8 protein-coding genes and 1 pseudogene are annotated in these 14,515 nt (G+C 36.6%); 7 read left to right on the top strand and 2 right to left on the bottom strand.

The features are described from left to right. Position 1: 1 nt before the first annotated feature. Both BMW37_RS00720 and mscM read left to right on the top strand, forming a co-directional pair. Entirely contained in the window at positions 2 to 3,178 is a 3,177-nt protein-coding gene (locus tag BMW37_RS00720; RefSeq protein ID WP_093316691.1) for an efflux RND transporter permease subunit, read from the top strand. Then, positions 3,163 to 6,519 carry a miniconductance mechanosensitive channel MscM gene (gene mscM / locus BMW37_RS00715; RefSeq protein ID WP_245710985.1) on the top strand — a complete coding sequence of 1,119 codons (3,357 nt, stop codon included), beginning with the start codon at positions 3,163 to 3,165 and terminating at the stop codon, positions 6,517 to 6,519. Before BMW37_RS00720 ends, mscM begins: the two co-directional genes overlap by 16 nt. A gap of 241 nt (positions 6,520 to 6,760) precedes the next feature. On the opposite strand, the pseudogene BMW37_RS15395 reads toward mscM, so the two are convergent. Continuing rightward, positions 6,761 to 6,868 (bottom strand): annotated as a pseudogene (locus BMW37_RS15395) (hypothetical protein); the annotation flags it as partial. A gap of 340 nt (positions 6,869 to 7,208) precedes the next feature. On the opposite strand from BMW37_RS15395, the gene BMW37_RS00705 reads away from it, so the two are divergent. The 5 genes from BMW37_RS00705 to dnaJ all read left to right on the top strand — a co-directional run bounded on the left by BMW37_RS00705 (position 7,209) and on the right by dnaJ (position 12,560). Beyond that, complete coding sequence (locus BMW37_RS00705) at positions 7,209 to 7,550, top strand: barstar family protein (protein ID WP_093316688.1); 342 nt, start codon at positions 7,209 to 7,211, stop codon at positions 7,548 to 7,550. Between the two features lie 295 nt (positions 7,551 to 7,845). Beyond that, positions 7,846 to 8,205, top strand: coding sequence for an Imm51 family immunity protein (locus tag BMW37_RS00700; protein WP_093316686.1), 360 nt, complete (start codon positions 7,846 to 7,848; stop codon positions 8,203 to 8,205). A gap of 203 nt (positions 8,206 to 8,408) precedes the next feature. Beyond that, positions 8,409 to 8,627, top strand: a complete 219-nt coding sequence (locus tag BMW37_RS15830; protein WP_093316684.1) for a transposase family protein — start codon at positions 8,409 to 8,411, stop codon at positions 8,625 to 8,627. 771 nt (positions 8,628 to 9,398) lie between these two features. Then, positions 9,399 to 11,306: a molecular chaperone DnaK gene (gene dnaK, locus BMW37_RS00690; RefSeq protein ID WP_093316682.1), complete on the top strand. Its 1,908-nt coding sequence runs from the start codon at positions 9,399 to 9,401 to the stop codon at positions 11,304 to 11,306. Between the two features lie 126 nt (positions 11,307 to 11,432). Then, positions 11,433 to 12,560, top strand: coding sequence for a molecular chaperone DnaJ (gene dnaJ / locus BMW37_RS00685; protein WP_093316679.1), 1,128 nt, complete (start codon positions 11,433 to 11,435; stop codon positions 12,558 to 12,560). Positions 12,561 to 13,258: 698 nt separating this feature from the next. On the opposite strand, the gene asd is transcribed toward dnaJ, so the two are convergent. Next, the gene (gene asd, locus BMW37_RS00680; protein ID WP_093316678.1) at positions 13,259 to 14,365 is read right to left on the bottom strand and encodes an aspartate-semialdehyde dehydrogenase; all 1,107 of its coding nucleotides are present in this window, start codon (positions 14,363 to 14,365) and stop codon (positions 13,259 to 13,261) included. Between the last annotated feature and the right edge of the window lie 150 nt (positions 14,366 to 14,515).

Below are 14,515 nucleotides of genomic sequence, written 5' to 3'. Positions count from 1 at the left end.
TATGAAATTTTTTCATCTTTTCATCCATAGGCCAGTTGCATCTTGGCTACTGAGTATTGCAATTTTGCTTGCCGGTAGTCTTGGCTTTAATTTATTGCCAGTCTCTCCTTTACCTAATATTGATTTACCTGTCATTACAGTGTCAGCGTCTCTTTCTGGTGCAAATCCTGAAACGATGGCCTCAAGTGTCGCAGCCCCTCTAGAAGCTGCATTGGGTACAATTGCAGGTGTTGAAGAGATGACATCCACTAACTCATTAGGTTCAACCCGGATCGTCTTATTATTTGATATCAGCAAAGATATCAATGATGCAGCAAGAGAGGTGCAAGCGGCGATTAATTCAGCTATGCCAATGTTACCAAGTGGTATGACTTCAGCGCCAAGTTATCGCAAAATCAATCCATCAGATGAACCCATTATGATTTTGACGTTAACCTCAAATAGCCATACGCTAGGTGAGTTATATGATATTGCTAACACACAACTTTCCCCTCAAATAGCCCAAATTGAAGGAGTGGGAGATGTGTCATTAGGGGGCAGTGCCTTACCAGCGATTAGAATCAAGTTGAATCCTCTTAGCTTGTTTAATCAAGGTATTGCAATACAAAATGTTGCGACCATTATTAGCAATGCAAACCAAAGACGTCCTTTAGGTGAAATTGAATCTCAAAGCGCACATTATCAAATCTCCACAAACGATCAGCTCAAGCAGACTTCTGATTATGAGAATATTATCTTGCGTTATAGCTCTACAGGTGGCGTAGTTAAATTAGGAGAGGTTGCTGATATCAATTATGCAACCCAAGATGAACGAACTTTAGGTATGAGTGATGGCAAGCCTGCGATTTTAATGATTGTTACAAGAAGTCAAAATGCAAATATTATAGCGACTGTAGACAGAATCAAAGAGAGATTACCCCAACTTACATCACTACTGCCTGACGAAATTAATTTAAACGTTGCACAAGACAGAACCCCTACTATCCGAGCATCGTTAGCAGAAGTTGAACACTCTTTAATTATGGCTGTTATTTTAGTTATTATTATTGTCTACCTATTTTTACAGTCAGCCAAAGCGACCTTAATTCCTGCAATTGTAGTGCCAATTTCCTTAATTGGGAGCTTTAGCGTAATGCATTTTCTTGGTTTTAGCCTAAATAACCTGACGTTAATGGCTTTAACTATTGCAACTGGATTTGTTGTTGATGATGCAATTGTCATTTTAGAAAATATCTCAAGACATATAGAAAAAGGAGAAAAACCATTACGTGCTGCTGAAAAAGCCTTAAGTGAAGTGGGTTTTACTGTTTGTGCAATTAGCCTTTCTCTTATCGCTGTATTCATCCCACTTTTATTTGCACCAGGTATTCAAGGGTTAATTTTCTATGAATTTGCCGCGACACTCAGTATCGCAATTTTAATTTCTTTATTTGTGTCATTAACCTTGACTCCTATGCTGAGTGCAAGATTATTTAAACTCAAAGCATCTAGCTCTGTTAACCTTACAGCTTCGCCTTTATCAGAAGGTAAACTAAAACAATCCAATACACAAACACTATTGCATTACGTTAAAATAGTAGTATCAGCACCAAGTAGACTATTTATAATATGCTTTGATAAATTGGAACTTGGATATGGCAAATTGCTAAAAATCGCCATTCGTTTCAAAACCATCACTTTTTTTATGTTTTTAGCCACAATAGCCATGACAGTTTGGTTATTCATTAGCTTGCCCAAAACATTCTTTCCAGAACAAGACACAGGTAGAATTTCTGCATTTATTAGAGCTGATCAAGCAACATCATTTCAATCGATGTCAGAAAGACTCAAGACTTTTATGGAAATTGTCAAAGCCCACCCTAGTGTTGATAATGTCAGTGGTTATACTGGCGGTTCAAGGACTAATAGTGCGAATATGTTTATTTCTTTAGTACCATTAGCAGAACGAGGCTCAATTCAAAGCGTGATCAATGACCTTAAAGAAAACTTAAAAGACCAAGCTGGTGCCACACTATTTATGAGACCAGTACAAGATTTTAGGGCTGGTGGCCGTCAAGGAAATGCCAGTTATCAATTTACCTTGCTCAGTGATGATGTTCAATTACTAAGAGAATGGGCGCCTAAAGTAAGATTAGCATTGTCAGCTTTACCTGAACTTGAAGGTGTTGATTCTGACAGCCAGGATAATGGCGCTGAAATACGATTAAATTATCAACGTGATACCTTAAGCCAGCTTGATTCCAGTATCAGCGAAGCGAATGCTTTGATCAACAGTGCATATGGGCAACGTACTGTTTCAACCATACTAGATGATCGCAATCAATATCAAGTTATTTTGGAAGTGAAGCCTGAGTTTACCGCTGATGAACAGTCCTTATCACAAATGTATTTAGTTAATCGTTTTCAAAATCCAATCTCACTTGCCTCAATTGCGACTTGGCAATCTACTAATGCACCTTTATCAGTCAATCACCAACAATTATCCGCAGCGACGACTATTGCTTTTAATATACCTGAAGGATATACACTCTCATCAGCAACAGAAGCGATTAGCCGAACCATGGTTGAAATTGGGCTACCCAATACCATACAAGGTAGTTTTGCTGGTACGGCAAAACTATTTAAACAAAACAATCAAGACCAACTTTACTTAATTCTTGGGGCGATTATCACTATCTATTTAGTACTTGGGATATTATATGAAAGCTATATTCATCCTTTAACCATTTTATCAACTTTGCCATCAGCTGGCCTAGGTGCATTACTTGCGCTTAAGCTATTTGATGCACCGTTTAGTTTAATTGCCTTAATAGGGATTTTATTACTTATTGGTATTGTAAAGAAAAATGCTATCATGATGATAGATTTTGCACTAAATCTACAAAAAAATGACAATAAAACAGCTATAGAAGCAATTGAATTAGCGTGTAAAATACGGTTTAGGCCAATTATCATGACAACACTTGCCGCTATTTGCGGCGCAATTCCATTGATGATAGGACAAGGAGATGGCGCCGAATTACGTCAACCTCTTGGTATGGCTATCGTTGGGGGATTAGTAGTTAGTCAGTTATTGACTCTATTTAGCACACCCGTTATATTTTTAGCATTTGAAAGACTTAAACGCATTCAACTGGTTAAATTCACTCGCAAGGATACATCATGTTTAGGGAAGTAAAACGAATAGAATTTATGGATAAATTTAAAACTCATATGCGAGCACTAATATACTCAGGAAAAAAATGTATATGTCTTCTTGCTATGATAAGCTTATTTCTTGCGCCACCGCTATACGCGCAGGTTACGATTGAACAACTAGAAAGTGAGCTTAGCGCAGCGGAAAGTAATAATAATCTCTTAAATCAAACAGAAATTATAGAAAGCCTTAAAACGAGTATCAATTGGTTAAAAGAAGCACAAAACTCACGAGCTAATAGCCAACGCTATCAGTCAGTGATTGATAATTATAATAAATATGTGGATGAGTTAAACCTTAAAATTAAAGAAGCGCTGACTCAACCCTCACCTAAAATTCAAGCAAAAACAGCAGCTGATTTTGAGCAGGCTATCATTAGAGCAAGTAGTCAAAGATTAGAATTTGATAGGCAGATGCAACAAGAGCAAGAAATATTAAGGGAAATCTCATTAACACAAACCCCTCAATTGATTGCAAATGCAAGAAATCGCTTAACTGAGATACAAAGAAGGTTAGCTGATGTTAGCACTGAAAGCACACCATTATCTAGAATTCAAGCACTTGGAATGCAAGCAGAACAATATGCTCAAAGTGTGAAAATTGAAGAACTCGAACTTTCCCAGCTCTCTGCTAATAATAGACAGGAATTGTCACGTTTACGCATAGAACTTTACCGAGCAAGATATGACTCGTCAGATACCTATTTAGATAAGCTCAGAGAGGGGCTTAATTCACTCAGACAACAAGAAGCAGAAAAAGCCTTGGCGCAGACCAATCAAATTGCCGAGTCACAAGCTGTATTACCAGTGAGCATACAAAATTTGCTCACAAGAAGTCGTGAACTATCCGAAATATTAAATCAAGAAACACAATCAATTCAGTCCCTTGTAAATAGGCAACGTTTAACTGCTTCTAATACCCAACAAGTAAGAGAAGTATTAAATAACTTCACAGAACAAGCACAGTGGTTAGGGTCATCTCCCGTTTTAGGAGAATCTCTTCGAGCTGAAGTTGCCAGATTACCAGAAATGCCACTTACCCAAACATTAAATACCGATATGGCAAATATCAAGGTTAAACGGATTGGATTTCAAAGAGAACTCAATGATCTTCCAAATATTTCTGAATTATTCCAAGATGATGGTGAGGAATTAACAAAAGAGCAAGCGAAAATTGCCTCTGCACAGCTGAATACAAAACGTGAGCTTTTATCCTCATTACTAGCTAATCTAGATACGCAAACTGTCGAATTAACTAGACTGATTGTGGCAAATTCCCAACTTATCGATGCATTAAGTCAAGTCCGAGAAGCAAGCCATAGGCACTTATTTTGGATAGCGGATTTAACGCCCATTTCGATTAACTTTCCGTTTGAAATCACCAAAGATGTTTTGCGATTTTTTTCAACTGAAAGCATCAAAGAAATTCACTTAGCCATCAAAAGCGCAACTCAAGATATCATGGACATCCTATTTCTTCTATTTAGTGCTTTTTTGGTAATTATCAGTTTCAGCCTTAAAAAGAAGCATTTTGCATTTCTTCAGCGCAGTAGTATAAAAGTAGGTAAAGTAACCCAAGACAGTTTTTATTTAACAATTCGAGCCATTATTTGGGCTTTATTTATGTCTCTACCTCTCCCGATTCTTTGGGCGACGATAGGTAATATTCTTAGTAATGCATGGGAATATCCATTAGCTGTAGCACTAGGAAACGGTGTACTAAGTACTGTTCCAATTTTATGGATATTCATGCTAAGCAAACTTTTTTCACACCCACAAGGTCTATTTAGGGCTCATTTTCGTTGGAAGTCAGAAACAGTCAACAGAGCGATGCGTTATTACTCTTTGTCCATTTGGGTAATTGTGCCATTAATTGTCCTGACAACCACGTTTGATACTTATAATGATAGAGAATTTGCAAATTCCTTGGGCAGATTTGCATTTATATTACTATGTATTGCCATTACTTTAGTCACTATAAGTTTTAAACGGGCAGGAGTATTAATATTAAAAAGTAACCGAAATGCGAATGATGGAATTATCAATCGATTTTTTTGGACGTTATTAATTGCAGCCCCCATTGTTGCTGCAATTGCTGCAAGTATTGGTTATTTATCCACTTCAATAGCTCTTTTGATTCGCCTTGAAACTTCTTTATTAATTATTTTCACTCTACGTTTTACTTATCATTTAGTCCATAGAGGCATGCTCATTCAAAGACGCAAACTTGATTTTGAACGTGCAAAACAAAAACGAGCTGAAATTTTGGCTGAACGTGCTAAACAAGGCCAATTAGAAGAATCTAAAGAAATTGCCTCTAACGAAGGCTCTATTGAAATAGACATGGTACCTATTGATTTAGATACAATCAGTGCACAATCCTTAAGATTAGTAGGTTCACTATTAACTTTAACAGGATTTATCCTTGTCGCTTTATTATGGTCAGAGCTACATTCAGCATTTAGCTTTTTAAATAACATGCGTCTTTGGCAGACAACACAAATCGTACAGGGCACAGAAACCATTCAAGCTATTACCATTGCTTCATTATTAGTCGCCACGCTTGTATTTATTATTACCGCCCAATTAGTCAGAAACTTACCCGCATTACTAGAACTTGCCATTTTACAACACCTTGAATTACAACCAGGCACAGGGTTTACTATCACCACGTTAACCAAGTATGTCATTATGCTAATTGGTGGAATTATTGGGTTTTCATGGATAGGTATCGAATGGTCAAAATTACAATGGCTTATCGCAGCGTTAGGTGTTGGGCTTGGGTTTGGTTTACAAGAGATCTTCGCCAATTTCATCTCAGGCTTAATTTTATTATTTGAAAAACCTGTCAGAATAGGCGATGTCGTAACCTTAAGAAATTTAACAGGCACGATAGCCAGAATTAGAACACGGGCAACTGAGATTGTAGATTTTGATAATAAAGAGATCATTGTACCGAATAAAGCCTTTATTACGGAGCAATTTATAAATTGGTCATTATCTGATCCTATTACCCGTATTATTATGACCATTCCTGTAGAACAAGATGCTGATACTGCACTCGTCACAGAACTGTTATTAAAAGCCGCAAATGATTGTGATATGGTAGTTGACACCCCTGTTCCACCGGAAGCTTTTTTAATTAACATGGAAAATGGTATACAGCAATTTAATTTACGGGTTCACACAAATAGTGTGCGTTTCTTAATGCCTTTAAGACATGCTGTACATCAAAATATATTACGCAATTTCCGACTAGCCGGTTTGAAAATGCCTTATCCACCTATCCAAGTTAGAACAGAAATGGCGCACAAAACATCTTAATTTGATAACGAATTATTCATGGTGTGAGTTGAGAAATTAAAATTTTCACAAGTCTACGGTTTTATCAATCTCCGCTTCGCGGAGATTGCGTTTTCTAATTGCACAGTCTACCACCATCACAGATAAAGCATGCCAATTCTAAATCATTAGCTTCACTGGACCTATGACTTTACGGCCAGTACCTTCCCCCTAGTTTTGACAAGAATATACGGTTATTTTCCTAATCGAGCTTCACGCCTTACGGATAGCAAAAAACATTATATTGACAGCGTTTTTTAATCCGTAGGAAGGCCGCTCGTTTTTGAAAGAAATTTTTGTAGGCGCGTTCAAGATCGTTTAAAATCTGTTGAAAATGTTAAAAGAGTGCCTTTTATCCCCGCCCTGAAAAACAGGGTTGTACGACACACAGGATAAAACGCAAAAAATATCTTGAGGTGAAATATAGGCCACGCCACTTATTTGAGATAACACCCCTGATTTATCTATAAGAATTTGAAAAATAAATAAGTAGACATATCAATACTGTTTTAGTATTGTGCGGAAGAATAAACAAACGAATTTTTTCTTAGTAATTTCGCCGTAAACCCAACGCCCATTAGGGCAGTGAGAAGCCACATAGCTACCTTTAGGTTGTCTCCTAAGTTTCCATCTTCATGAAATCGAATTTTGAATATATAAGGTTAAATATAATGAAACTTACTGAGTTAACCTTAGATTTTTCGACGATTAAAACATATGATGATTTACATCAAAAATTGACAGATCTATTTGGTTTTCCTGATTTTTACGGGAAAAATTACCCTGCTTTAATTGATTGTTTGACAAGCCTTAGACATCCCGAAGATGGTATGACGACAATACATGTCAGTCACGATGAAGCTATTTTATTACAGATCAGCGATATGACATTTGATAAAGCAACCATTGGGATATCCGGATTCTTGTTGGCTGCGATACAGTTTGTAAACTATCGCTGCATGTTAGCTGATGAAAAATCCCTAATATATTTATTTTTAGATCGAACATTTTAACCATTAAAAATAATGCATGAGTATCGCACCTATGCGTATGACAGGAGTCAAGCCACCTTTACATTAAGCTATTGATTTATTTATATTGAAATTTTATAATTCATATATTTCAATTGACTCGCTGTAATAACCAGTATATTAAAATGATTATTAAATTCGCATGATAAATAAATGCACGTTCCCCTTGTCCTATTGATAAATTAATCACAATCAGGACGAATAATTCAATAAATTGACATGATAATTCAAATAAATATGTTTATTATTTATCACCTTAACCGATAGAGGCGCTCTCATGAATGATATTAATAGTAAGATAAAACCTTTCAGTTTCCTTGAATATACATCAGCAGCAGGTAACGGCTACTCAGTTATTTTAAACGCAGGGATGTATAAGGATCATATCTTTGAAATGCGTAGTGATGATGGCTTTGAAGGCGGTGGTTATGATTGGGCTAATTTAGCATCCACCTTCCTAGAATTAAACTTAAGTCACCTTGCAGAAAAAATTAGTTTCGACCCAGAAGCTGATATGTTCAGCGCATATTCTAGTGACAAGGATGCATTGGTAAGTTTCATTACTCAATTTCATGCTTTTTGTGAGGATGAACCCAAAATGATTGCACTTTTCCAAACACTTGATTTTATTGATTAGAATGAAACATAAAGATCAAATGGATTGTTCATATAAAAGATGACTTAATTTGCTAAAAACATTGTTTTGATGATTTCAACAGAGATAAATCAAACTTTAATTAAATTAATTGTTCTTAAATATTTTTTAAGGTTATTTTTGCTTAAATATGATCAAATTGCCTGGCGAATTCAAGTCTATTCGGTTAAAGAAATCGCTTTTTAGTGCTTATAGTATTGATTTGTGATTATTCGACATGGGCATCAATCACTAAGTTTGGTAATCTGAGCCTTAAGTGGTTTCATCAAATGCCCTACAAGCAAGGTATTCCCACACGGCACAACGTTGCAAGAATCATTAGAATGATAAAACCCAAGTCATTAAATATGTTACTTATTACATGGGCACAAGCTTATGCGAATCAATCTACAAAAGTGCCCTAATAAGGGGGATATTGGTAAGATATACCCTTATTTACGATTAATGGAAAATAAGTGAGATGTGCAAAGGCTCAGTGTTGAATGTAGTCACAGCATTTGATGTTAACAATCGCATTTCATTTAATACTGAAAGGGGTACAGGTAAATGTCAAAAAGTTCAATAGAATAACTAATTGCACAGTTTAGCCTTTATGTTATAGTAATATCGCATATTACATTCTACTGCTTGATGATTAATGAACATCCAGTCGTTAAATATTTGAATTTAATATTCTGAAAAAAACGTTTCCAGATTGAATTCGTTCAACAATTGTCTATTATGTTTCTATTTTAGGTAGCAGGACAAACAGACACTTTACCGAATTATAAGCTTTATTCACAGTAAACAAACTGACTCTATTACCTCAAGTATTTAAATGTAGTTTAATTTAAACATTCATATTCCCCATAATTTTACACCTACATGAAGATGCAATCTTATAAAAAAGTAATGAAGATAAGTTAAATTATCTTTATGCAAAGATAAGTCAATTTAGGAATATTTTTACCCCACCCCTTGAAGTTTAATTTCTAAACCCCACATAGTAAAGTGAGAAGCGATGCAATATATCCCCCAAATATAAACATTGCTAAATTACTTTAATTTAATTTCATACAATGCTTACTTGAAATAACACTCTTTAGCCATATATTAACGGCATAAGGCATTGTTATAAATTATACTAAGACTTAAATAAATATTTAATTATATAAACTACACTATTGGAGAAAATCATGGGTAGAATTATTGGTATTGACTTAGGAACAACTAACTCTTGTGTTGCAGTAATGGATGGAGATACAGCTCGTGTTATTGAGAATGCTGAAGGCGATCGCACAACCCCTTCAATCATTGCTTATACACAAGACGGTGAAATTTTAGTCGGCCAACCAGCGAAACGTCAAGCAGTAACGAATCCTGAAAACACATTATTTGCAATTAAACGTTTAATTGGACGTCGCTTCCAAGATAGCGAAGCTCAGCGTGATAAAGATATTATGCCTTACAAAATAGTAGAGGCGGATAATGGCGATGCTTGGATTGAAATTAAAGGCGAAAAAATTGCGCCACCACAAATTTCAGCTGAAGTATTGAAAAAAATGAAAAAAACAGCTGAGGACTTCCTTGGTGAATCAGTGACAGAAGCAGTTATTACTGTTCCTGCTTACTTTAATGATGCACAAAGACAAGCAACCAAAGATGCAGGTCGTATCGCTGGTTTAGAAGTTAAACGTATCATCAATGAGCCAACTGCAGCTGCACTTGCTTATGGTATGGATAAAGCTAAAGGAAACCGTACAATCGCAGTGTATGACTTAGGTGGTGGTACATTTGATATATCCATTATCGAAATTGATGAAGTTGATGGTGAAAAAACATTTGAAGTATTAGCAACTAATGGTGATACTCATCTTGGTGGTGAAGATTTTGATAGCCGTTTAATTAACTACTTAGTCGAAGAGTTCAAAAAAGATCAAGGTTTCGATTTGCGTCAAGACCCATTAGCGATGCAACGCTTAAAAGAGGCAGCTGAAAAAGCTAAAATTGAATTATCATCAGCTCAGCAAACAGATGTGAATTTGCCTTATATCACAGCTGATGCAACGGGACCAAAACATCTTAACTTAAAAGTGACTCGTGCAAAACTTGAATCACTAGTAGAAGACTTAATTAATCGTTCAATTGAACCATTAAAAGTTGCTTTACAAGACGCTGGCTTATCTGTTAACGATATTAATGATGTGATTTTAGTGGGTGGTCAAACCCGTATGCCACTTGTTCAAAAAACTGTAACGGATTTCTTTGGTAAAGAACCTCGTAAAGATGTCAACCCTGATGAAGCAGTTGCAATCGGCGCAGCAGTACAAGGTGGTGTATTAAGTGGTGATGTGACAGACGTTTTATTACTTGACGTAAGCCCATTATCATTAGGGATTGAAACAATGGGTGGTGTAATGACACCATTAATCAACAAAAATACAACTATCCCGACAAAACATAGCCAAGTGTTCTCAACTGCTGAAGATAACCAGTCAGCTGTGACAATTCACGTGTTACAAGGTGAGCGTAAACGTGCTGCTGATAATAAATCATTAGGTCAATTTAATCTTGATGGTATTCAACCTGCACAACGTGGTATGCCACAAATTGAAGTAACATTTGATATCGACGCTGATGGTATTTTGCATGTTTCAGCAAAAGATAAAAATACGAATCGTGAACAAAAAATAACAATCAAAGCCTCTTCTGGTTTAAGTGAAGAAGAAATCCAACAAATGGTACGTGATGCAGAAGCGAATGCTGAAAATGACCGTAAATTTGAGGAATTAGTCTCTACTCGTAACCAAGCTGATCAAATGATTCATGCAACTCGCAAACAGTTAGAAGAAGTGGGAGCAAGTTTATCTGAAGAAGATAAAACAGCTATCACAAATGCGACCAATGAGTTAGAAGCAGCAGTTAAAGGTGAAGATAAAGCAGAAATTGATGCTAAAACTCAAGCGCTAATTGCAGTTTCTGGTAAATTAATGGAAGCAGCACAAGCACAAGGTCAGCCGCAAGGCGAAGCAGCAGGTGCAAATGCAAATCGTCCTGATGATGGAACGATTGATGCTGAGTTTGAAGAAGTCAAAGATAAATAAATTACCTAAGACACGTCACAACTTGTGTGGCCTACGTTTTAAGTATTAATGCAATTGAAACACGGGCGTTAGGGTAACTTGACGCCCGTTTGCACGTTTATTATATTTAAAAAAACGGAACCTTATATGTCTAAACGCGATTATTATGAAGTGCTAGGTCTTGCTCGTGGAGCAAGTGAGGCTGAAATTAAAAAAGCCTACAAGCGCCTTGCTATGAAACATCACCCTGATAGAAATCAAGGCAACAAAGAATCAGAAGAACTTTTCAAAGAGATCAAAGAAGCTTATGAAATTTTAAGTGACCAATCTAAACGCTCAGCCTATGACCAATATGGTCACGCTGCTTTTGAACAAGGCGGTATGGGCGGTGGCGGTGCTGGCGACTTTGGAGATATGTTTGGTGACATTTTTGGTGATCTGTTCGGAGGGGGTCGAGGAGGAAGAACTCGCCAGGCAAGAGGATCTGACTTACGTTATGGGATTGAAATCACCCTAGAAGAAGCAGTAGGAGGGGTTCAAAAAGAGATCCGCATCCCAACATTGCAAAGTTGTAAACCTTGTAAAGGTTCAGGAGCCAAACCAGGTACATCCTCCTCAACCTGTACGACTTGTGGTGGAGCAGGTCAAGTACAAATGCGCCAAGGTTTTTTTGCTGTTCAGCAAACTTGTCCAACCTGCCGTGGTCGCGGCAAGGTTATCAAAGAACCTTGCACAAGCTGTCGAGGAGAGGGCCGTGTTGAAGAATACAAAACCTTGTCTGTTAGTATTCCAGCAGGAGTTGACACAAATAATCGAATTCGCTTAGCTGGAGAAGGTGAAGCAGGGCCAAATGGTGCACAACCAGGCGATCTATATGTAGAAATTCATGTCAAACCGCACCCTATTTTTGAGCGCGATGGCAATAATTTATACTGCGACGTGCCGATTAGTTTTACCATGGCAGCACTTGGTGGTGAGATTGAAGTACCTACTCTAGATGGCCGAGTAAAACTTAAAATACCAGCAGAAACTCAAACTCATAAATCTTTCAGGTTAAGAGACAAAGGGGTTAAATCTGTGCGTAGTAATAGCAGAGGAGATTTAATTTGTCGTGTCGTGATTGAAACACCTGTGAAGCTGAATGAACAACAAAAAGCTTTATTAAGAGAGCTTGGTGAAAGTTGTGGTGAGAATGCTGAAGGGGATAACAGCCCTCGTTCAAAGAGCTTTTTTGACGGCGTTAAAAAGTTTTTTGATGACTTAAAAGGTAACTAAATAAACTGGTTTTAAGTTATTTATTTTATGCTATTTAGTTTTCATATCAATAAAATGAAAACTAAATAGCTAACTTATATTTTAGATTTAAATCGTTAACTTCAATTCGTACAATTAGATACTATTACACTAAAATCATGTTAATGAATACAATAACGGATTTGATGATATAGTTAATTGAATAACTATATAAAAAACCACACTGATTCTATCAGCTAAAAATTTCATCTTGAAAAATCAAATCATCGATACAAACTTTATCATCCATTAAAAAACCATTAATGAAGTAAGTAAATTGAATCAGATGATTCTAGCGATTCATCAGCTAAGAAAGCAAGATTAATATCCAGTAAATAAACCTCACCTTCATTTATAGGATATTACTCAAAACAAAACAAAATAATTTAATCTTAAATATGATTATTTACTGATAAAACTTTAGCATAATATTTCATTTTATAATTTATCCTGCCAAATTATTTATATTCATAACTTTATCGTGTGCATTCCCATTAAGTGACTTCCAAGTATCATTTCCACTTTAATATGCATTATGGTGATTGAACCTTCTAAGTTTGTTCCAACGAAACCAACTTTTGTTACACCTTTTGATGTGTCACTCATATACATTACATTAGCTAACCTGTTCTTCGTGCATCTTTATTTGACGCTACCCCTCCTTTAGGGAGGGGAGGATGTTAAATAAGAATTCTGAGCATTCTTCTTAAAGGCTCAGCAGCTCCCCAAAGTAACTGATCACCAACAGTGAAAGCAGATAAATACTCAGGTCCCATATTAAGTTTACGCAAGCGTCCAACTGGTGTAGTTAATGTGCCTGTGACCGCAGCTGGCGTTAATTCACACATTGTAATTTCACGATCATTAGGTATGACTTTCACCCATTCATTATGTGATGCCAATAACGTTTCTACTTCTGTCAGCGGGATATCGCGTTTTAGTTTCAAAGTAAATGATTGACTATGACAACGTAGTGCGCCAATCCTGACACACAACCCATCAATCGGGATTAATTGGTTGGTTGATAAAATCTTATTGGTCTCAGCTTGGCCTTTCCACTCTTCTCTTGATTGTCCATTGTCTAATTGAGTATCAATCCATGGGATTAAACTACCTGCAAGCGGAACACCGAAATTATCGACAGGTAAAGAACCATCTCGCATTGTAGATGTCACTTTACGTTCAATATCTAAAATTGCTGAGGCTGGAGAGGCTAGCTCATTTGCAACAGATTGTTCTAATATTCCCATTTGATTTAAAAGCTCACGCATATGCTTAGCGCCGCCACCAGAAGCAGCCTGGTAAGTAGAGACCGCGGCCCATTCAACCAAATCATGTGTAAATAGACCACCTAGCGCCATCAACATTAGACTGACTGTACAGTTACCACCTGCGAATGTTTTTATTCCCTTATTTAAACCATCATCAATTACTTTTTGATTAACAGGATCTAAGATAATGATCGCATCGTCTTTCATTCTGAGGGTAGATGCAGCATCTATCCAATACCCATTCCAACCACGAGCTCTTAATGCTGGGTAGATCTCACTTGTATAATCGCCACCTTGGCATGTAATAATAATATCCTGTGCGGCTAATGCATCTAGGTTATTTGCATCTTCTAATGTTCCAGCATTAGGTCCAGCAAAAGGAGGAGCTGCCTGGCCTGTTTGTGATGTTGAAAAAAATGTAGGTGTGATGAGTGAAAAATCCTTTTCTTCAATCATACGTTGCATTAATACTGAGCCGACCATTCCACGCCAACCTACAAACCCAACTTTTTTCATCTCGATTCTCCTAAGCAGTGATATTAATTTATTTTAAATTATGTTACAGCTGTTTAAATTAAAGCACGAATTTATACTAGTTACAATCCCGACTTATACCTCAATAAATACCCTTTCTATATTTTAATCGTAATCGATTTTCAAACTATA

It is taken from the genome of Thorsellia anophelis DSM 18579, from assembly GCF_900111395.1.
Lineage (GTDB): Bacteria > Pseudomonadota > Gammaproteobacteria > Enterobacterales > Thorselliaceae > Thorsellia > Thorsellia anophelis.
This window is presented reverse-complemented; position numbering and strand designations above follow the sequence as displayed.